General features: G+C 43.0%; 19 protein-coding genes. 1 reads left to right on the top strand and 18 read right to left on the bottom strand.

The window, feature by feature from the left end; all coding sequences use genetic code 11:
• The first annotated feature begins 84 nt into the window (after nucleotides 1-84).
• A complete protein-coding gene (locus UF75_RS27970) occupies nucleotides 85-231 on the top strand; it encodes a hypothetical protein (protein ID WP_156146201.1) in 147 nt (48 codons plus the stop codon).
• A gap of 12 nt (nucleotides 232-243) precedes the next feature.
• Here UF75_RS27970 and UF75_RS03585 read toward each other — a convergent pair whose 3' ends face one another.
• From UF75_RS03585 to UF75_RS03675, 18 genes are all read right to left on the bottom strand, one after another.
• Nucleotides 244-1,488 (bottom strand): YgeY family selenium metabolism-linked hydrolase, encoded by a 1,245-nt coding sequence (locus UF75_RS03585; RefSeq protein WP_045573225.1) that lies wholly within the window; start codon nucleotides 1,486-1,488, stop codon nucleotides 244-246.
• Nucleotides 1,489-1,806: 318 nt separating this feature from the next.
• Entirely contained in the window at nucleotides 1,807-3,570 is a 1,764-nt protein-coding gene (locus UF75_RS03595) for a sigma 54-interacting transcriptional regulator (RefSeq protein ID WP_242860098.1), read from the bottom strand.
• 172 nt (nucleotides 3,571-3,742) lie between these two features.
• Complete coding sequence (dpaL, locus tag UF75_RS03600; protein WP_045573227.1) at nucleotides 3,743-4,966, bottom strand: diaminopropionate ammonia-lyase; 1,224 nt, start codon at nucleotides 4,964-4,966, stop codon at nucleotides 3,743-3,745.
• Between the two features lie 706 nt (nucleotides 4,967-5,672).
• On the bottom strand, nucleotides 5,673-6,371 hold the full coding sequence (locus UF75_RS03605; RefSeq protein ID WP_045573228.1) for a Vitamin B12 dependent methionine synthase activation subunit: 699 nt from the start codon (nucleotides 6,369-6,371) through the stop codon (nucleotides 5,673-5,675).
• 42 nt (nucleotides 6,372-6,413) lie between these two features.
• Nucleotides 6,414-6,842 carry a hypothetical protein gene (locus UF75_RS03610; RefSeq protein ID WP_045573229.1) on the bottom strand — a complete coding sequence of 143 codons (429 nt, stop codon included), beginning with the start codon at nucleotides 6,840-6,842 and terminating at the stop codon, nucleotides 6,414-6,416.
• Complete coding sequence (locus UF75_RS03615; protein WP_045573230.1) at nucleotides 6,839-7,471, bottom strand: GTP-binding protein; 633 nt, start codon at nucleotides 7,469-7,471, stop codon at nucleotides 6,839-6,841. The genes UF75_RS03610 and UF75_RS03615 overlap by 4 nt, the downstream gene beginning before the upstream one ends.
• Nucleotides 7,472-7,482: 11 nt before the next feature.
• Entirely contained in the window at nucleotides 7,483-8,187 is a 705-nt protein-coding gene (locus UF75_RS03620) for a DUF1638 domain-containing protein (RefSeq protein WP_045573231.1), read from the bottom strand.
• Nucleotides 8,188-8,204: 17 nt separating this feature from the next.
• The gene (locus UF75_RS03625; protein WP_045573232.1) at nucleotides 8,205-8,891 is read right to left on the bottom strand and encodes a cobalamin-dependent protein; all 687 of its coding nucleotides are present in this window, start codon (nucleotides 8,889-8,891) and stop codon (nucleotides 8,205-8,207) included.
• Nucleotides 8,892-8,895: 4 nt separating this feature from the next.
• Nucleotides 8,896-9,627: a GntR family transcriptional regulator gene (locus UF75_RS03630; protein WP_045573233.1), complete on the bottom strand. Its 732-nt coding sequence runs from the start codon at nucleotides 9,625-9,627 to the stop codon at nucleotides 8,896-8,898.
• On the bottom strand, nucleotides 9,627-11,468 hold the full coding sequence (locus UF75_RS03635; RefSeq protein WP_242860099.1) for an ASKHA domain-containing protein: 1,842 nt from the start codon (nucleotides 11,466-11,468) through the stop codon (nucleotides 9,627-9,629). The genes UF75_RS03630 and UF75_RS03635 overlap by 1 nt, the downstream gene beginning before the upstream one ends.
• Nucleotides 11,469-11,608: 140 nt before the next feature.
• Nucleotides 11,609-12,718, bottom strand: a complete 1,110-nt coding sequence (locus UF75_RS03640; RefSeq protein ID WP_045573234.1) for a uroporphyrinogen decarboxylase family protein — start codon at nucleotides 12,716-12,718, stop codon at nucleotides 11,609-11,611.
• Between the two features lie 2 nt (nucleotides 12,719-12,720).
• The gene (locus UF75_RS03645; RefSeq protein WP_045573235.1) at nucleotides 12,721-13,350 is read right to left on the bottom strand and encodes a cobalamin-dependent protein; all 630 of its coding nucleotides are present in this window, start codon (nucleotides 13,348-13,350) and stop codon (nucleotides 12,721-12,723) included.
• 85 nt (nucleotides 13,351-13,435) lie between these two features.
• Nucleotides 13,436-14,233, bottom strand: a complete 798-nt coding sequence (locus tag UF75_RS03650) for a methyltetrahydrofolate cobalamin methyltransferase (RefSeq protein WP_045573236.1) — start codon at nucleotides 14,231-14,233, stop codon at nucleotides 13,436-13,438.
• Nucleotides 14,234-14,683: 450 nt separating this feature from the next.
• Nucleotides 14,684-16,165, bottom strand: a complete 1,482-nt coding sequence (locus UF75_RS03655; RefSeq protein ID WP_045573237.1) for a pyridoxal-phosphate dependent enzyme — start codon at nucleotides 16,163-16,165, stop codon at nucleotides 14,684-14,686.
• Between the two features lie 134 nt (nucleotides 16,166-16,299).
• The gene (gene thrC, locus UF75_RS03660; RefSeq protein ID WP_045573238.1) at nucleotides 16,300-17,571 is read right to left on the bottom strand and encodes a threonine synthase; all 1,272 of its coding nucleotides are present in this window, start codon (nucleotides 17,569-17,571) and stop codon (nucleotides 16,300-16,302) included.
• A gap of 10 nt (nucleotides 17,572-17,581) precedes the next feature.
• Entirely contained in the window at nucleotides 17,582-18,910 is a 1,329-nt protein-coding gene (gene ssnA, locus UF75_RS03665; RefSeq protein ID WP_045573239.1) for a putative aminohydrolase SsnA, read from the bottom strand.
• 89 nt (nucleotides 18,911-18,999) lie between these two features.
• Nucleotides 19,000-20,184 carry an NAD-dependent dihydropyrimidine dehydrogenase subunit PreA gene (preA, locus tag UF75_RS03670; protein WP_045573240.1) on the bottom strand — a complete coding sequence of 395 codons (1,185 nt, stop codon included), beginning with the start codon at nucleotides 20,182-20,184 and terminating at the stop codon, nucleotides 19,000-19,002.
• Nucleotides 20,185-20,265: 81 nt separating this feature from the next.
• Complete coding sequence (locus UF75_RS03675; protein ID WP_045573241.1) at nucleotides 20,266-21,615, bottom strand: nucleobase:cation symporter-2 family protein; 1,350 nt, start codon at nucleotides 21,613-21,615, stop codon at nucleotides 20,266-20,268.
• Between the last annotated feature and the right edge of the window lie 445 nt (nucleotides 21,616-22,060).

Below are 22,060 nucleotides of genomic sequence, written 5' to 3' on the forward strand. Positions count from 1 at the left end.
GGGCGTTATTACAGAGTGAGCACGTTAGTGGAGTTGCGTTAAACGGAGGTTAGTGCTGAGGCGTGAAGAAACGTCGAGGTTGACTTGCAGAAAGCTAGGAGGTTTCGACGTTTTAGCCTGAGTGCTGACCGGAGTAGCAACGGAACGTGTACGATCGGCGTAATCACGACTCGCCCCGTTTTAGCCTCAGCTTTGACCGGAGTAGCGACGGAACGTGTGCGACCGGCGTAATCACGCCTCGCCCTACTTAATCTCTACTAAATTCTCCGTATCCTTCGGCATCTTATCAGCATACTCCTTAACATAAATGCTTGGAATTGCTGCATACATAGCTGCGCAATCAACCAATTCCTTTTTCCAGGTCCGCTCATTTGGAGCATGTGCTTGGTCCTCATGTCCTGGTCCAAAACCGATACAAGGAATTCCATAACGTCCCATGATAGAAACACCATTTGTCGAGAATGTCCACTTGTCTACCACTGGATCTTTACCAAATAATCCTTTGTAAGCATCTTCTAGAGTGCTGGTTACTGGATGTCCCTCTTCGATGAGCCAGGTTGGGAAATAGCATTCTGTCGGGTAAACAAGGTTAGTATAGGATGGTCTATCATACATATACATCGTAACTTCTGCGCCAGCGGCTTTTACAGACGGAAGGTTTTTAATTTGTTGAACAGCATACTCCCATGATTCTCCGGCAGTTAAGCGACGATCGACGGAAATCCAGCAACTATCTGCAACTGCACAGCGAGAAGGGGAAGTGTGGAAGATTTCCGAAACAGTCAAGCTACCTTTACCGAGAAACGGATGGTCGATGAGGTTTTCGTGTAAGCTGCGAAGCTCTTGTAAAATCGGTGCCATTTTATAAATTGCATTGTCGCCACGTTCTGGTGCAGAACCATGACAGCTAACTCCTTTTGTCATGACCTTGATTTCCATCCGGCCACGATGTCCACGATAAATCTTTCCATCGGTTGGTTCAGTAATAACAACAAATTCGGGTACTAGCTTGTCTTCTTTGATAATGTACTGCCAGCATAATCCGTCACAATCTTCTTCCTGTACAGAACCAACAACCACCAAAGTGTATTCGCCTTCCATGCCAAGATCCTTGATAATCTTACCAGCATAAACCATTGATGCCATACCACCGATTTGGTCAGAGGCACCTCGGCCAATAATGATCTCATCATCTTCAAAACCTTTATATGGGTCATACTGCCAATTTTCCAGGCTCCCAACGCCCACCGTGTCAATATGTGCATCCATAGCAATTAAGTGTTTACCATGGCCGATATAACCAAGAATGTTACCCTGTGGGTCAATCTCAACTTTATCAAAGCCGACTTTTTCCATCTCTTCCTTGATGCGAAGTACTGTCCCTTTTTCATCACAGCTTTCCCCAGGGATAGCGATAAGATCTCTTAAAAATCGACTCATATCAGGTTCATATTTTTGGGCCAGTTCAAGAACTTTTTTAAATTCCATGTTTAAATAAATTCCCCTTTCGCTACGTTTGATATTATGAAACAGTGTAATCATCGTTCGGAGATTATATATTGCAAATTCTATGCCAAACCTTGCTTTTACTCTTAACATTCTTTTTTAGCTTGTTTACTACCTTATTTCCTTTAACCATTATTCTGCTCCTTTTATCACGTCTCAAATTGAGACGTGATAAAAGAGTAAAGGGGGCAATATTCTTTAAGTTAACCTTAATTTCCCCGATTTTTGCGTCCAGTCTCATTTTGATACATTCGTCTATGTTTGAAACACCCTTTTAAGAGGATCTACCTGCAATTTAAATTAGGAAAAGGTTTTACTTTCATCAATTTGGTATTCCTTAATCTTGCGATAGAGAGAGGCACGGCTAATCCCCAATAATTTTGCCACATCTTCCTTATGCCCTTCAGGATCAACCAGAGTTAAGGCTCTCATGATCGCATCCCGTTCTAAAAGTTTTAGATTTAAAGTTGAGCTAATGGAAGAGCTTTGTGGGTTAGATTTGGGTCCCTGTTTAATCCGTTTAGGCAACGTATCAGCAGTAATCATTCCCCCAGCTACCATTGTCACGCAATATTCAATGGCGTTACCCAGTTCACGGACATTGCCAGGCCAATCAAAATTAGACAAAAGCTCAATTGCTTCAGGTGTAATTCCGCTCACTTTCCTATCGGTAACGGTAGCATAATAATCCAGATAAAACTGAACCAAAATGGGTACATCCGCCAAACGTTCACGAAGTGGTGGAATCGTTAAGGGAATGACATTTAAACGATAATAAAGGTCTTCTCGAAACTCTCCCGTTTTCACCATATTATCGAGATCTCGGTGAGTAGCCGCAATAACCCGCACATCCACTGGGGTAGAACGTGTGCTTCCTATACGCTCAACCCTTCTTTCTTGCAGTACTCTTAAGATCTTGACTTGTAAGTGGAGTGGCATGTCCCCTATTTCATCCAAAAAAATCGTCCCATTATGGGAAAGCTCAAATTTGCCCAGTTTGCCCCCTCGTTTGGCTCCCGTAAACGAACCTTCTTCATAGCCAAATAATTCACTTTCCAGTAAATTTTCAGGAATAGCTCCGCAATTAATCGCGATAAAGGCATGCCCTTTTCGAGTACTACTCTGGTGAATGGCACGAGCTAAAAGTTCCTTCCCCGTTCCGCTCTCCCCCTGAATTAAAAGGGTTGCTTTACTTGGAGCTACATGCAAAGCCATGGCCTTAAGTTCTTTCATCTTGGGAGAATCCCCGACAATCTGAGAAAAATGCGTTTCTATCTCACTGACAGTAGCCGCTTTAACTAACTTTTTGATTTGCTGAATATCCTTCAGCGTAATAACTGCCCCTTCAATAACTCCATTATTTTTAATCGGCACTACGTCACAGTAGAGTTGTGTAGCGACCCTCTTTCCCTGAATTGGGCCAGAAAATGATTCCCCTTGTTCTACAGCAAGCCAAAGTTTTTTATTGTCCAATAATTGATATAAAACCTGTTCTTGTTGCGGATCAATATCCAGTAGTTTAGCAGCCAATGTATTAAAATGCGTCACTTGCTGTTGAGTGTTAATGAGTAAAATCCCATCATGCAAAAGATTCAGCACTGTAAGTAGTTGACTTGTGAGCAGTTTTTGCTCATGGTTCTGCTGATTTCCGATTACTTTCCCGACAAGGAGTTCGGCCATTTTTTCTAAGAATAGCTGTAGAGATTGCTTATTATCCATCAGCCGTTTTGTTTGTTCCTCGCTGAAGCTTACTAAGCCAATCACTCCAATAATTTGATTCTCAGCTCGGATAGGGATGGCAACTTCTGCATACTCCACACAGTTTCCACGGCATGGACAAGGTTGACAGAGTTGATTAAAGCCTGGATTGTCAATGATCACTGGCATTCCTGTCTTAATTACATGCCGGTAGACAAAACCATCATCCATTGCGCAACCACATCGGCTTTTATATTTCCCTGTCCCGGCAACTCGAATGAGATCCGCATCCGCAATTTCCACTTCAATTTTTAGAGCTGCAGCGATGGCCTCTGCAGTTTGTTGAACTGTGCTCTTAAATGTCACGAAGGTGATACATTGCTTTACACCTCATATTATTTGCTATTAGTTGCATTATATACAACTATTGTCCCTTGTACCTACTTCTACCTGAAACATTAAGAAAAAATAACTAACATTAAAAATGGGAAGCACAGAACTTCCCATTTGCACTTCCATATTACTAATAAATTTGAGATTATCGACCAGCCGATGGTAATTCTCCATCCCAAACAATGCTACGATATTTAAAGGGATCCGTGTTTCCCTCGGTGTTAAAAATTAAGACCTGTGAAGTCTCGTTAAGTTGGAGCGCCTCTCGTGCCCCTTTAAAGGCATCGTCTTTCATAATCACGCTGATCAATCCTGCAGTAACAGCACCTGATTCGCCTGAAATAACCTTAGGGTCCCCTAAGAGAGGATTAGCCAATACCCGCATTCCCCTCGCCGCAACCCAGTCGGGAGAAGAAACAAACATGTCACTATAATCCCTTAAAATATTCCAGCCAATCAGATTGGGTTCTCCACAAGCTAATCCAGCCATAATTGTGGACATATCCCCGCCGACCACCCGCGGTTTTCCATCCCCAGCTACTGCCGATTTATAGAGGCAATCCGCTTTATCAGCTTCAACGACCACAACTTTAGGGCGATCCTCTTGAAATATGGATTCAAAATACCCTTGAACAGACCCCGCTAGGGCACCAACTCCTGCTTGAATGAAAATGTGAGTCGGTTTCTTCACCCCGTAATTGTTCATCTCTTCCAGAGCCTCAGCAGACATCGTCCCATAGCCTTGCATGATCCAACTTGGAATTTCCTCATACCCCTCCCAAGAAGTATCTTGTACTACTACCCAACCATTTTTTTCGGCCTCCACAGCTGTCATACGCACAGCATCATCATAATTGAGATCTGTAATGGAGGCCTCTGCACCTTCCTCCCTAATCTTATCTAAACGGAATTGCGAAGAACCTTTTGGCATGTAGACCACCGATTTCTGGCCTAATTGTCGAGCGGTCCAAGCGATTCCTCGGCCATGATTGCCGTCGGTTGTGGTGGCAAAGGTAATATCCCCTAATTGTTTCTTTACTTCGGGAGATGTAAGAACTTCGTAAGGTAATTCACTAATATCTTTATTAAGTCGTTGAGCCAGGTACCTGCCGATCGCATACGAACCGCCGAGGGCTTTGAAGGCATTTAAGCCAAAACGATATGACTCATCTTTAACATAAATTCCACCGACCCCCATATTCGCAGCAAGTTTGTTGAGCTGACGAAGCGGGGTTGGTTGATAACTCGGGAATGTCCGATGAAAATTAATAGCCTTTTCGATCTCCGTCTTACTGAAAAGACCAGTAGAAACTCCAGCACCGCTCTTTTTTTGCATATTATTTTGTATCCAACGTATTTCTTCGTTCATGTCCAATCTCCTCTTTTTTAGTATTTTGTAACGAAACTAGCCTTTTGATACCGTATTGAAAAAACAATTTCTTGTTTTCTTATAATAATGTCCTATCTCCCCCTAATGAATTATTGAGCTAACTTCGGATAATATCTTATGCAATTATTATGCCAATACCAAAGGAATGACACTGGACCTACAAAATAAATAGAACTCTAGTTTTCAGACCCTTCAGAATTAACGATGGAGATAAAGATTACCTTGCATAAGGTAATCCAGATTAGCCAATCAGCAACGTGGACCCCAGTATGAAGTGGAGACCCATGTAGAGCTAATAGACGAAAAATGGCGGTGACGCAAAGTATTTATTGGCAATAAAACTGGCTGTGGCGGTTGGGTTTGAATCATGCAACGACAGGGACCCATTACCAAAGAAAAACATAGCCAAGGTGCTGCCTTTTAGAAGACCTTCTGTTTAAGGCAGCACACAAGTTACAGGTAAAAAACAATAAGCAGCTGGATCACTATCGTCTGCTTTGAAACCAAACTATTTACATACCCGAAAAGCTAAATATTACTCAAAAAGAAAAACACTGCCATCGCAACATATCAATAGTGTCCGATGACGGTGTTTTTTCTCCGACCGACCTGCCTCACGGTAGGGTATTAAATCTACTGTGAAATTCACTGAATGCCCCTTTGGCATCAGCGAGTTTCGTTTTGCCTACACAGCCTGACTAAGTGGACAAGTTGTTTGTAAATTACAGAAGTTACAATGTGTCTTCCCCTTATAATCAGAGAGATCATGGCCCACTCCCATCACCATCGCCACCGACTTACGGGGTATGATCAAGTTCGAATCGTTTAGATGAAGGCCGATACGTTCTGCTCTAAGAAAATGAAAAATAACCTGCATGTCCTCCAACCCCTTCCAATAGGAGTGACCTGGACCCATTGGAAAGGTTGTTTTCATGCCTTCAAGATGATAAGCATCTTCTACCCGACTCATAGCTGTCGTACTAGCTTTAGCCACGTATGCTGTCGCACACGCATCTAAGGCAAATGCTTCAGACATTTTTCCTGCTTTTTTATACTCCTCCATACGATCGTCAATCGCGGTTCCGATGGTAATCGAGATTAAGAGCATTTTTTCTGCTGTCCCAGCGACCTTGGGTAGAAGATTGCTGGTAAACTTATATCCGTCCTCTAGAAAAAGTTCACCAACGCCTGTACTTGTCACTCCAACCTCGACCCAAATTGCAGTTGGTCGCACCAAGCTTGCGGCTTCCTCCATAATTTGGTGGTGTGATTTCAGTATCCTTGGATGCGGAAGACGTTGACTATAATCGGCCCCTTCTGCCTGAAACACTTCATCTAAAGTAATCTCAGGTATGGGAATGTCCCAAATGACTGGCTCTTTCATTTTCCCCCTCCATCCGTTGATAAAAGAACCTGGCGGTGTTTCTTACTCATCGGAGTCTATCCTCTTTATACAGGCCTGAAGCCTTACTTGCGCTACTTCCCCCAAAGCTTTCTTTGATGTCCCAAAAATAATGGCCGTCACGTTTAGGTTGACCCTGTATGTAAACCATTCACTCCACCCTTGGGAGTGCTTGATATTAATGCTCCTACCAGTAGAAGATAACCATAAATTTTCCGGACCTTCAACAAATAATTTGATATGTCCAACCAAATAAGCATTACTTTTTGCCCACTCTCTAATCTCTTCGACCCATTGAGTGAGGGCTTGTTGAATTTTCTCAGAGCTCACCTTTTCTAGAAACACCAAACCATGTGTTTCAGAAAAGATAGCTGGGTCAGGTTGTTGATTCGAGCACTCAAGTATATGTTGATGCGAATGCTCTGGCAAGTGTTCGTGCCGCTCTTCACTCACTTTCCGGTCACCGCCTCGCGCCAGATTTGCGAATCAACTTCATGCTGTGCAGATATTGCGTAGAAAAGCGCTGAAGAATTTATCCCCCTGACCCTTTCTTCGACGTCGCTAACTTGCTCAGGTTCTAGACAATCAATTTTGTTCAAGAGGATAACGTCTGCTTTAGAAATTTGCCCTTCGACCAACCCGGGCATGACCGTAGAAAGTTCATCCCATCGTTCCGCATCAGCCACCACAATTGTTTTTAGACTTTCAATATCTTTACCATACTTAGTGATCGTTTCCGCAACTCTATCTGGGAAGGCCATTCCCGTTGTCTCAATAATCACCCATTTGGGAGACAATTCCTCCTGAATTTCATTGAGGCAAATAGTAAGTTCTGCATTCAGCGTGCAGCAAATACACCCCGCAAAGAGATCCCGAACGCTTAGTCCTTCTGCTTTTAGGATTTTATCATCAATACCCGTTTCCCCTACTTCGTTTTCAATAATTACCAAGGAAGTTTTTCCGCCATCTGACTGCCTTGTCGAAAATCCTTCTTCTATATCTCCCACAAGGTGTCTCGCTACCTGCAATATGATTGAAGTTTTGCCCGAACCTAAGAACCCTCCAAACAGCAAAATATTCATTAGTTTACTCCTTAAGAATAACCAAACAAAGCTTGGTTGTTACATTGGTCCTCTACGTCATTAATTACCATATGCTCTAGCGTTATTACTTCGCCCGGTGCGATTACCACGAACTCTTTATCCCACGGGCCGAGTAGAAGTTTCTTTAAAAATCTCGTTGATCCTTCGATTTTCTCGTGAGTCAGCCCTAAGGCGTCTGCAAAACCCTTTGTCTTTATGAGGATATCTTCAAAATGATACGCTTGGGTATTAATTACCATTAAACGGTGATAATTATTGAGCATCATCTTCATAACCCTAAGTGCTTTATCCTTGCCATACCTCGCAACACAGCGTTCATATTCCGATAAGAGATTCTGTTCGTTTTCTAACCAACCTTTGGTTAAAAAATAAGTTCCAACTTCTTTGTATAGGTTCTGCCTCCGTTCATATGAACCTAAAAGAAGTGAGATACAGTCATCTACTCTAGGAATGACCAATTGAGCTCGTGACGATTTTATGCCTAATAAGCTATTCCCGCAATAACCAAAGGCCAGAAGAATGGTTTCAATATTTTCGATTCTATCAATCACTTTCTGAATTTTCTGGCCTAGTCGATCTGGAAAATTATGCAGTCCAGATTCAACCCAAAGCACAGGATAATTAACTCCGGTTTCTGAAATTGCCAGATTTACTTCATCCCTTATAGTTTGACAAGCAACGATGATTGTACTCAATTCAGTTAATTCCTTCCTTACAAACAGGCAATCGCTTGCTTGCTGCTGTGATCGTGCATAATTCGTATACAAAGTTCTGAGCCCTTGCCACAATCCGTAACCCAATAATCAGCACCCGTATAATTTTTGACAGCTTCGTTTACCAATCCACCAATTACTACAGAAACTTTAGACCGCAACCCTTCTTTTTCTAACAAATCCACAATCTTTTTCATGGATTCGTAAGCAGTGGTAATTAACCCCGAAAGACAAAGCACGGAACTTCCTGTTTCCTTAACGGCTTTTATAAAGGCGGCTTCAGGAACATCCACTCCTAAGTCATAGATTTGGCAACCTTTGCTTTTTAGGACCGAAATCATAATATTTTTCCCTATATCATGAATGTCTCCACCTACTGTACCGAAAATAATCGGTGGGAAAATAGAAACGGGCTCAATGTTCGTTGACTTTAAGACTAAATTTATGGCGTCCGTAAATATCTCCGCTCCCACCATTAAATCGCAGAGAAAATACTTACCCTCATCGTAGAGTTCCCCGACCTTTTCCATACCGGCCCTCGCTTCTTCGATCAGTTCAAGAGTATCCACACCTTGTTCGAGTCCTAGTCTAACAAGGTTGAGCACAGTGTCTTCATCCAGTTTTCCCATCGCATGCGTAAGGAATCGTCTTGCTTTGAATTCTTCAACATTATTCTTAATACCCATCTAATCACACCTTTGCAGAGTATGGATAAGAGACGGCACTTAATTCAAAGGATTCTCCCCGGTAAATCGTTCTGGAAAAACCTAATGTCTTTCCATCCTTAGCGTAAAAAGCCCGATGAACACATAACGCAGGGTGTCCGGCAACGGTCTTAAGCAGCTTTGCTTCTTCAACTGACAATGGCGTTGCAGATATCCCCATTTCAATTTTGTGAATCGTCACGTTGGTATGTTTGGCGACGATCGCAGGGAAATCAGCATATTCTATTTCATTTTCCAGCATCGGCTGACCCTTAATATAAGGCAGATACTTCATATCAATTCCTACAGGACCAGTATCGCCCTTAATCAACCGCCTAATCATAAAGACTTTTGTCCCTTCGAAAACACCAAGCTTGCAAGCGGTTATATCATCAGCACTAATTCGTTTCACTTCTAGCAGTTGATAGTTGAGCTTATTTTCTTTAAGGGGATCATTCTCCTGAAAGGTCAAGGTCGCCTGATTCAATTTAGGTTTGGCCACAAAGTTACCGATTCCTCTTACGGTCTCCAGCAATCCCGCTTCTAACAATATAGCCAACCCTCGTCTGACGGTTACCCTACTGATACCGTAGTCACTAACCAGCTGGGATTCTGATGGAACGGCATCTCCAGGCTTTAATTCCCCGGATTCGATCTGCTGTTTCAAATCATCGGCCAATTGATAATATACCGGCATAAAGTCCCTATTAGATTTCATTAAATCCCCTCCGGAAACGATATGTTTTTAATAAATTTCTTCTGAAACCCCGGGTGATTAGCAAGCTCTATAAACTTTGCTCTACTCGAGATAGAACGACACCGTTCCATAATACGTTCGGATAACATTGCTTTGACTGCACCCGTTCCCGCTGCATTACCCACTGGGATAATCTTCTTCCGGTCAGCAAGCGGCACTAGACCAATTGCCAAAGCACTCTCTAAATCAAGGTGATTACCGAAGGCTCCCGCAATCAGTACCTGCTCAATTTCTTCAAACGCGATCCCGTAACTCTCCATTAAGATTTCAACACCCGTAAAGATCGATGACTTTACTAATTGTATTTCTCGGATATCCCCCTGAGTAATCGATATATCCCTTCCGGTTGCGCTCTTCTCCGCAAAAACAAGGACAAATTCCTTTTGGCCGTCTTGGACTATAAGCCTCTTTCCTATATTATCGGGCAAGAGGGCAATCCGGTCGTTACTAACAAATCTGCCGGAAGTCGTTATGATTCCTACTTTGACGAATTCGGCAATGGCCTTTATTACTCCTGAACCGCAAATTCCCCTAGCCAATTCCTCCTTAATCGTGTGAAAGTAGACATCATCCGCAATGGCAACATCATCAATAGCCCCATTGGCAGCCCGCATCCCGGAGCTTAACTGGGCGCCTTCAAAAGCGGGACCAGCTGCAGTAGAACAGACGAGCATCTTATCCTTGTTTCCGAGTACTATTTCACCGTTAGTGCCAAGATCGATGAGTAACGTCATCTTGGTGGTTAGATCCTGATCAACCCCAACTATCGCGGCCACAGTGTCTGCTCCCACAAAGCTCGCTATATTGGGTAATACTATGATTCTACCGCCAGTGTTAATATCTAAGTCTATAACGTCTGGAGGAAACTGTGGTACATCGTTAAATACTGGTACATAAGGGCTGACGGTAAGATACTCAGGCGAGACACCCAGTAACAGGTGTTCCATCGTTGAGTTACCTGCTACTGTGACCCAATAGATATCCTTATTGAAAATACCCGCCGTTGTACACAATTTGGCCACTAAATCATTTAAGCATTTTCTAACGACTGACGTCAGCGTGTTCAACCCGTCTTCAGTCCTAGCAGCTTTGATTCTGGAAATGACATCAGCTCCATACGCTGCCTGAGGGTTTGTCTCAGCAGCTGCAGCAATGACTTTGCCTTGATTTAAATCCACCAACATTCCTGCTACCGTGGTGCTACCAATGTCGAACGCCACGCCATACAATGACGCTGAGGTATCCCCAGCCTCAAAAGCCATGATTTGGTTGGCACTGCGGAGTATCGTAATCTCGTCTAACTTTTGGGGAGCTACCCGGGCCAATTCTTTCAAAGCACTGATATCAATCGATATATCTTCATCTCCACCGCTAGCCTGTCTAATCATCTCCTGAAGAGAGTAGTTATTCTGCAATGTGGGATAAACTGGTTTTATAAGTTCCTTTCTAATTGAAGGAAGTAAGTCGACATTTTCTAAGAATCGATCACTTATTTCCCCCTTGCTATTGACCTTAGCTTGAGTCGTTTTGTCAATCACAAGATCCTCAGCGGGGTATACTTGACAAGCCAGATACCAATCATCCTCCATTGGTTCAACCAGATTTTCCTGCCCATCAACAACCTTCCCGCTAAGCACCCTGATTCTGCACTTTCCGCAAGAACCCTGACCACCGCAAGTGGCTTCGAGCATGATTCCCGCCTCAGTCAGAGAACGAAGTAAAGTTTCGTGAGTCGGTACTTCAAAAGCCCGGGTACCGCTAATTGTTAATTTTACCTTTTTCTTGCCAGTTGTCTTTTCCATTCTACCACCTACTTGTATACACATCTATTATAGCTTCTTGATATTTCGACCGTCAATAAGTAATAAAGGTGGCAGCGAATCTGTTGGAACTAAAATTGCTACCACCCGATTAAATTAATTTGTAAAATTTTATTTAAATCTTATTTACCTGTTGCCGCTGCTACCATGGCCTGCACATTCTCTAACTTTGCATCAACTGGAATGTCACAACCTGAATGGAGGATGAATCCTTTGGGGCCTATCTCATCAATTAGTTTACAGCTGTATTTGTATACCTCGTCGGGGGTCCCAAGCGTAAACAGAGAAGCTGGCACATCTCCCATAATACACATGGTATCTCCCAGAATTTCTTTAGCTTTGAAAATATCAGTCAAGCCATCTAATTCCAAAATACATTTACCTTTAGGAAAGACCTTAAACCGTTCCAAATCTCGGGTCCAATCAGAATCAAAATGGAGAATCGGGATCAACCCAGCATCAATGGTTTCGTTAATGACTCTTTCAAAATATGGGAAAACAAAGCGATCCCATAGAGGTTGAGAAAGCATAGAGCCCGCTGAGCGCCATCCCCCTACCCAAATATACTCATTGCCCAGTGCTATGTTCCCTTGAATCGCTTGGGGAGCCATAAATGGTAGTGCCGCATCCATCGCTGCCTGTACTTTATCCGGTATCTTGTATAGATCACGAACAAATTTCGCAAAAGAACGTGCTCCACAAAAATATTCAAAAGGTATAGATGCAATCCCACTTTGCATCACAGGTATTCCTTCATTTTTCCACATCTCTTGTATTTTTGGGCCCTTTTCCATTTCGCCCATAATTTTTTGAAATACATCACCTCCAATCTTTTCTTGGAAAAAGGACATCATCCAGTTTGGATAGCCTTCTGCGATAATTCTGTCATAGTCTTCTTTAGTCATTAACTCAGCTTCTGACACTTGCCAGAGGGAATCTTCTGGCAGTTCTTTACCCGCTAACTTTACCTTACTCAGCCATAATAATGAAAGCACTGGTGGATATAGGCTACCGTAATCTACTCCATCTGCTCCACCGACCTTTTTAAAGGTATTTATCATTGCCTGAGCCGAGATTAAGCTATCGCTTCCCCACTTTGCGATTGGCATTTTTTCGGTTCTTGCGCTAAATGCCGCCATCTCTAGGACTACTGGTGTTCGATCTGTTTTTTCGAGTGCTACTGCTTTGGCAATTCTGTCCTTTCTTTCGGCTAACAACATTTGATTATCCATCCTTAGTTCACCCCCACAATCTTTTTACAAGTTTCTACGGCTTCTTGGGCATTTTTACAAATAAGGTCCGCTCTGACATAATCACAAACCTTCTGATCCGTCGGGCCTCCGCCAATTAAAATTGTCCGCCCTTCTCTTAACCCTGCCTCTTCAATAGAAACAATCGTTTCTTTCATATTCTCAAATGCGGAAGTTAAAAGACAGGACAAACCAATAATCTGTGGATTATGTTCCTTGATGGCCTCGACAAACTTCTCATAAGGCACATCAACGCCCAAATCAATGACATGAAATCCATTACACTTTAAGATCGTGACCACAATATCTTTACCAATATCGTGAATGTCTTCTTTGACCGTACCCATGACTACGGTTCCTAGCATTTCCGAAGTATTTCCAGCAAACGCATCCCCTAAAAGGCCAGTGGCCTCCTTAAAAACGTCGGCAGACATAATAAGTTCAGAGAGAAAGTATTCTTTAGCTTCAAACTTCTTGCCCACTTCCTCCATTCCTTTTTGAAGGGCAGCCAGAATATCAAAAACAGGAACCCCTTTTTCATATAAATTTTTAACACCATCTAATAGTAAATCCTCTTCTAATTCCGCCAATGCTTTGGAAATTTCCTCGTACATAGTCTCTTCCTCCTCATATTTTTTATCTAAGCCTCTACAGGCGAGTAACATAATTTCCCACTAATTCGACGGCCACGACATAGTTCTAACTATATAGCCCTTTACGATGTGCTTTTAAGTATCCTCTACAGTACTTATCCTGACCAGTTAGAGCTGTGGCAACATACAAAGCACCCATCATGTCTCTGTTTGTGGGGTCCAAAATATATCCATCCATTCCTACTGCCATGGTCTGAACCATAAACAATCGATTTACAAGTGCCCTATTTGGGAGGCCATAAGAAACATTACTTAAGCCACACATGAAATGAACCTCAGGAAATGCCTCCTTGATAAGTCTAATGCTCTCTAATACTTCCCTGCCATACTTATCTCCTGCGCTTATAGGCTTAATCAATGGATCGAGGTAAATATCTCCCTGGGGGATACCCTCAGCTTCCAGCTTTGTCACCAAATCCCGTGCAATCCGTAGTCTGTCCTGCGCTGTTTCTGGCATCCCGGCATCCTCGATACAGAGAGCAATAATCTTTGCATTGTATTTTTTAATTAAGGGGAGTACGCTTTGAAACCGCTTTTCTTCAGCGGTTATAGAGTTGATCATAGGATTGGGTGCTTTAGTAAGTTTCAAACCCGCGACTAAAGCTTCGGTGCTAGGGCTGTCAATACACAAAGGGAGGTTCGTAACCTCCTGGACTGTATTAACGAGCCACTCCATAATTGCAACTTCTTCGCCAATCATAGTACCACAGTTAATGTCTAAGTAGTGGGCACCCGATTCTTCCTGAGCTTTGGCAATTTGTTGAATGTAGTCAGCATCTCTCTTCTCGACCGCTTCGCGAATTGCTTTTCGGCTAGTGTTTATCAATTCTCCTACGACAACCATCTCAAACCTCCTTATCTCTAGTATACACGTGTACTCTTGCGAATTCATAGATGAACCTAATTCCATCAGTACATCAATACATCAGAACGAAAATTTGCACTGGTGTACACGTGTATATTTGCTTTTATATTATAAACTTTTTACTTTTTTGTCAATAGTGAAAAAACTACATTTGCAGTATTTCAAAGCGGTATCTCCAGTAGAAAATACCGCCGTTCATTAAAAAAATGGTGATATTATCTCAGATAATTTCACCAAAACATGTCTCTATGGTAATCAGAACGTTCTAAGAGGAAAATTGAAACCCTCAAAATGGACATAGTATTATCCCCTTTCTCTAAAAAGAGGCAGCGGTTCCTGAGCAAGAACCGCTGCCTCTATACAATCTATTACATATTCTATTAACAGACCCTTGTAGCTAGTATATCTCTAAATCGTGATGGGGAATCGTTATTTCGCGACCCCAGTTTTCTCATTGAACTCTTCAATGAGTTTATCAAGTTCTGGTCCCATTTGGTGTAGCTTACCCCAGTAATTGTCATAATCATACCATTGTGCATTTAGCTCACTCAAATCATACTCTTGTTGTTCAATCCAAGTGTAGTACTTAAGGTTATGAATGCGCTTTTTGCTCATGTAAGTTAATTCTTCCATACTGTCGGTCCTAACGCCCAATACATTTTTATTATGGTCGATGGCAGCATTCAAGGAACTATACTCTTGGCCTCTTTCTGCTTGCATTTCTTGCAATCTTGACTGATACATTTCCGCGGAGTCCGTAAGCACAGTGATTACAATATCATTCTCTGTTAACTCATAGTATTTAGCAAATTTAATACAGGATAGAATATTGGCCGCTCCGGAAATCCCTACCCAGGAAAGTTTGGAAATGACTTCTTCGGAAATACCTTGCTCTCTTAAATAGTCTTGTCCAGCTGGTTCATTAAAGAGGCGGAACATACCTAGACTATCATTGTCATCAATGGCAATAACCATATCTGTATTCTTCACGTTGTGAATCCAAGGGATATGTTTATCTCCGATCCCTTCAATTCTATGTTCCCCAAAACCATTATTGAGTAAGGTTGGGCATTGTAAGGCTTCACCAACGGCAAGTTTGGCATGTGGGTATTGATCTTTTAAGTAATCTCCGCTACCAAGCGTGCCAGCAGAACCTGAAGTTAAGCATACCCCTGCAAATTTTCCCTTCGAGCCGATTTCCGCTTTAATAATATCATGCATAGCATTTCCCGTGACTTCATAATGCCATAAATGATTACCCAATTCTCCAAATTGATTAAAGATCACAACGTTATCTCGGGTTCTACGGAGTTCCCAGGTTTTATCATAAATTTCCTTGACATTACTTTCACTGCCAGGAGTTGCGATGACTTCTCCAGCAACTGTTTTAAGCCAATCAAAACGCTCTTTACTCATATTCTCCGGCAAAATAGCAATCGATTTACACCCTAACAAGGCGGAATTATAGGCTCCACCACGACAGTAATTACCCGTTGAAGGCCAAACTGCTTCATGATATTTAGGATCAAATTGTCCACTTACTAAGCGTGGAACTAAACAAGCAAAGCTCGCACCAACCTTATGTGCTCCGGTTGGAAAATACTTTCCTGACATGGCGATAATTCTAGCTTTAACTCCCGAAATTTCAGAAGGGATTTCTACATAGTTTGGCAACGGATTGAATAAGCCGCCATCTTTAACAGGCTGGTTTTTCCAAGAAATTCTAAACAAGTTGATCGGGTTAACATCCCATAACCCTGTCTTCTTTAACTTCTCCTTGACTGATGCAGGTATCTTATTAGGGTCCTTCATCTGAGCCATGGTTGGGATAACAATGTTTTTTTCCTTAACGCTCTGCACCGTCTTTATAAGCTGCTCTTCATTAACGGTTAAATCAATCAAGCTTTTCATAGTTGCCCTCCCTTATTATCGAGGCTCGATGTTCGAGACTCGATGTTCGAATATTTGCTTCATCCACGTGCTTTTCGCATCAAAGTAAGATCATCGAAATGCAGTATTTGTGAACTCTAAATTGTGCCACTGAATCAAGAATCGTAGTACCTCATGCCTCGCGCATCGAGCCTCCCACCAAGCTTCACCAGCAATTCTTTCAGCGAAGGTTCGACTTTAATGGGCTCACCCACTGCTTTAATGGCGTTTTGAACATCCTTCAACCCATTACCGGTGACGATTGAAACCACTTTTTCGTCGGCTCCAATGACCCCTTTTTCCACCAAAACCTTAAGTCCAGCCGTTCCAGTCACACCCGCCGGTTCCCCAAAAATACCGCTGGTTCTACCCAGTTCGCGCATGGCATCCAAGATCGCTTCATCCGATACAGCCACCATCGTGCCACCTGATTCTCGAACAGCATTTAAAGCTTTATCTGGATTACGCGGCACTCCGACCGCAATACTATCGGCAATTGTATTCTCTTCCTTGGGACGCCAGGGTCGATTTTCCAAGAAAGCATCAACGAGTGGACAGCAACCTGTGGACTGAACTCCAGCAATCTTAGGCATGCGTTCGATCCATCCAGCATTGTAAAGATCCTTAAAGCCTTTCCAAACTCCTGCAATGGTGCAACCGTCCCCGACCGAAAGAATCACCCAGTCAGGCACTTCCCAGTTTAATTGCTCGGCAATCTCCAGTGCGACCGTCTTCTTCCCTTCGACCAAGTACGGGTTAATAGCCGCATTTCGATTATACCAACCAAAGCGATCAATTGCTTCTGCGGAAAGTCTGAACGTATCTTCATAAGACCCCTGAACACTAATGACTGTCGCTCCAAAGATCAACAATTGAGCGATCTTCCCTTGTGGAGCACGGCTTGGGACAAAAATGACGGATTTAATACCCATCGCTGCAGCGCTTCCTGCTAAGGATGAGGCCGCATTACCCGTTGAAGAAGCGGCAACCGTAGGAGCCTTTTCCTCCACCGCTTTAATCACCGCAATGATCGAGGCCCTGTCTTTCAGTGAAGCGGTCGGATTCTGTCCGTCATCTTTCACATACAGGTTACTCATGCCTAAACTCTTCCCAAGTCCCTGCGGTTTATAAAGTGGGCTCCAGCCCACTCTCAGATGAGGGCGAACAGAATCTGGCTCAATTGGCAGAAAAGGAAGATAGCGAAAAATAGAATAGTCTCTGGACTGGGTTAATTGCTCACGAGAGGTCAACCGATTAATCTCTTGGTAATCGTATTCGACATCCATAATGCCGCCCGTTTTGCCACATACCGGACAAGTATACGTCCCAGCTACAGCTGGGACTAGCTTTCCACAATCAATACAGCGGAGTCCTAACACATTTTTCATTAAGATCACCTCAAATTCTATTCCAAACTTCCTGAGCTAACTCCCTTGACCGAGCACCAATCGCTTCTTCGTCAATATCTATAAGCTTTCTCTCCAGCATGCGCACGCGCCCGTTGATGACGGTTGTTTCAACAGACCGACCTGAGACACCAAAGAGAAGATGTCCACCCCAGTTATTAGAATCCAGTGGAGTCGGTGGCGTGTAATCGACCACGATGACGTCAGCCCAAGCTCCTTCTGACAACTCTCCTAACTTCCCACCAAACAATTGGGAAGCGATTTCAGGGTTATTCCCATAGAGCATTTGCGGAATTTCGCCCCACGCAACACTAGGATCAGCCGCGGCATGTTTGTGAAGCACATTCCCTACTTTTGCGCTTTCAAACATATCACAGGTATACCCATCCGTTCCAAGCCCTACTTTAACCCCTTCGCTTAACATTTTCAGAACAGGGGTTACTCCAACAGCATTCCCCATATTAGATTCTGGATTGTGCACTACTTGTGTGTGCGACTTTTTAAGGAGCTCAATCTCGTGATCATCGATATGTACACAATGCACCGCGATGGTCTTAGGTCCCAAAACATCAAATCCTTCTAAACGCTCGACTACTCTCACTCCATATTTGGAAAGGCTATCTTCTAAATCTTCTCTTCCTTCGGCAACATGAACGTGAAATCCTGCTCCCAGACGTTTAGCCTCTTCACTGCATTTATACAAAGTGCGATCGGATAACGTCAGAGAGGCGTGCAGTCCGAACATACCGGCAACCATCTCATCCGGTTGGGCCTGACAAGCTGCAATAAAGTCAGCGTTCTCTTTGATTCCTTCTTGGGCAATTTTATCCCCATCCCGATCAGAGACCTCATAGCAAAAAGCCGCACGAACTCCAATTTCTCGGGCCGCTTTAGCCAGCGTGGACAAACTTCCTGTAATAGCCATAGGGCTGGCATGATGGTCAATGATGGTGGTTGTTCCTGTTTTAATACATTCGATTAATGGTGTGAGTCCGCTATAATAGACATCCTCCAGGGTGAGTAATTTATCAAGTTTCCACCAAAGTCCTTCGAGAATATCTCCAAAATTTTTAGGAGGCTTACTCTTCGAATCCATTCCCCGAGCAAACGTACTGTAAAGATGCATGTGGGTATTGATCATTCCGGGCATGATCAATTTTCCATGGGCATCGATAAACTCGGCATCTGGAAACCGTGTTTGTAAATCTTGAGTTGAACCAATTTCCAAAATCTTTTTATCTTGGATTAGCACGCCACCCTTTGGAATGACTTGATTTAGCTTGCCTAAAGTTAAAACCGTACCATTACCGATTAATAACATGGTCAACATCCTCTCTATCTAATTTTTCCAACCCCCTTATCTCTACAAACGGGGGATTCTTACTAAATGTCAGGTAAGATGAATATTGATTAGATCGGTCTGGCTAAGGAAATAGCCTTTGAAGAACACATCGCTCGGCATATTCCACACCCTATACACTTACTTATTTCAACTTGTGGACGCCCTTTAATTAGGACTATAGCATCATGTCCACCCGTTCGGCAAGCAGTATAACAGGTACCACAACCAACGCAGACCTCTGATTGAATGTTTGCGACTACCTGAATGCCCCTTGGGAGTTGGGAATGCTCCACTAGATAAGGTAATGATCTGCCGATCACATCTGTTAAACTTTGAAAACCCTTTTCCTCCATAAACCCTTCCAAACCACGTAATAAGTCCCTGATGATCCCTAAACCGAAACGCAATACCGCCGTACAAATTTGCAAGGTACTTGCCCCAAGAAGAAGGAATTCAGCTCCATCTTGCCAAGTAGTTATCCCACCACTTGCCGTGATATCAATATCCACTTGTTGTGCAATTTCAGCAGTACAACGCAAGGCAATCGGTTTCAACGCCGCACCTGAAAGCCCTCCATAGGTCGATAGCCCGGCTACATTCGGATAGGGAATTAAGGTATCTAAGTTGACTCCAGTGATACTTTTTATCGTATTTATTGCGCTAACCCCATCTGCACCACCACGTTTAACCGCTTTTGCCGTGGCAATAAGATCGGAATCTTGCGCAGATAATTTAATGACTACGGGAACGTCTCCAACTACTTCCTTTACCCAGCGCACAATATGTTCTGTCCCCACAGGCTCTTGTACTTTAGTACATAACCCCCACTCTGTACCATGGGGGTGCCAAATACTACATTCAATCATATCAGCGCCAGCGTCCACAAATCGCTTAGCTAACAATTGCCAATCTTCTTTGGTACTAGCCATAATACTGGGGATCACAATTTTACCCGGAAATCGTTTTTTTAAGGTTCTTACAGTTTGCTCGATAATCTCCACAGTATGTTCCGAGACGAGATCTATATTTTGTAGACCGATAAATTTACCTTGTTGCTCAATTCGGGTAACCAATGGGAAAACTCGACTTACGATTCTTGAATCGACCGCAACGGTCTTTAAGACAGCCCCAGCCCAGCCTTCTTTAAAAGCCTGTATTAGGAGATCGATATGATCTGTACAAGGCGAAGGGGCCAAGATAAAGGGGTTTTCAAATTTGATTCCGCAAAAATCCACGGATAAATCAACTGTCATATCCTATAACCCCTTCTAACATGCTGGTTAAATAATATCTAGAGAGTGTGGGAGAGGATCTCTCTCCCACACTATTGATTATTACTCTCGAATACCTGCATGAGCTTTGAGTTCATCTAAATCTCCTGCGCCTTTGCCACCATTAAAGAAAGCATTAAGGACAATAGCCGTGATTGAACCTAAGGTAATTCCACTATGCATAATCGTTTGACTCCACGCTGGGAAATGTTGAAAGAAATTAGGAACTACTACTGGGATTAGACCAATTCCGATACTGATCGCAACAATAAAAATATTATTAACATTCTTCTCGAAATCGACTTTAGCAAGAGTCTTAATCCCACTGGCAGCCACGATTCCGAACATGGCAATTCCAGCTCCCCCTAGGACTGCGTTTGGCAAGGAGGCAATGATTGTGGCCAACTTAGGAAATAAACCCATGACCACCAAGATTACACCGGACGTCGCGACGACAAAACGACTCTTAACCCCTGTTAACCCGACCAATCCAACATTCTGTGCAAAGGCTGTGTACGGGAAGGCATTGAATATACCGCCGAGTGCAGTGGCTAATCCATCCGCTCGTAATCCAGCTGTAAGTTCTTTTTCACCGATCTTTTTACCAACCATCTCACCAATGGCCAGAAAATCCCCCGTTGACTCAACCATGACAACCAACATGACAAGAATCATAGCGATGATCGAACCCAGATCAAACGTCGGAAATCCGTAGAAAAAAGGAGTATCAATACCAATCCAAGGGGCAGAAGCAACCCCCGAAAAGTTCACAAGTCCTAAGGGCATGGCTACAATAAGACCGACGACCAAACCGAGTAAAACTGCGATATGGGAGACAAACCCTTTAAATAGTTTATTGATCAGGAGAATAGCTAAGAGCACAATTGTAGCAACCGCTATGAACGTTAACGAACCAAAATTCTTATTTCCAACTCCCCCTGCGGCCCAGTTTACACCCACCGGCAAGAGAGATACCCCAATGATTGTGATGATGCTACCCGTAACAATCGGTGGGAAAAAGCGTATTAACTTACTAAAGAATGGTGCCATTAAAAATGTAAATAGACCAGCCACAATTACGGATCCAAAGATCATCGTCAACCCGCCCTGTTTAGCCATGATAACCATAGGCGTAACGGCAGCAAAGGTAACCCCTTGAATCACAGGAATCTTAATGCCAATCTTCCAAATCCCTAAGGTTTGAAGCAGTGTAGCAATACCACAAGTAAATAAGTCAGCGTTAATCAAAAAGGCAGTTTGTGCTTGATTTAAACCGGCTGCTCCGGCAATGATCAAAGGAACAGCAACTGCTCCGGCATACATAGCCAGTACGTGTTGTAACCCGTATAGAAAAAGTTTCCCAGCAGGTAGCATTTCGTCGACTGGCGCTACCCCGTGATTAGTATTAGCCATTATTTGCATTCCTCCTTATTTTAAAATCGGGGCACAGATCTTTAAACCAAATCACCTCCTGGCTCTTCGTCCTTGAATCTAGTCCCGCAACTGTATCAAGGTGCCTATTTCAACCGACCTGTTGAGTTGACGTTAAAGGGTCGGTTGAAAACAAACTATGCATGAATCATCTAAGATACAGTTCCGTATTATCGAAAGAATGTAGCAAGATTCGTGCCAACTCGACATATAAGCCTATATCCCTCTTAAAAGCGCTTTAACAAGGCATTCGCGATAACCAATTTCTCAAAATGATAAGTTCAAGCTCCAAACCTTCCAGATAATTCGGAAATTTTCTATCGAACTATGTATTAATTCAGCGAATTATAACCTTAAGGAGGCTAATCATTTTGATAAACGTTCTTATCGAAATGAGTTCCCTTGCAACAAAGCACTCCTAGAAAGT

Source organism: Desulfosporosinus sp. I2 (assembly GCF_000960765.1).
Taxonomy (GTDB): domain Bacteria; phylum Bacillota; class Desulfitobacteriia; order Desulfitobacteriales; family Desulfitobacteriaceae; genus Desulfosporosinus.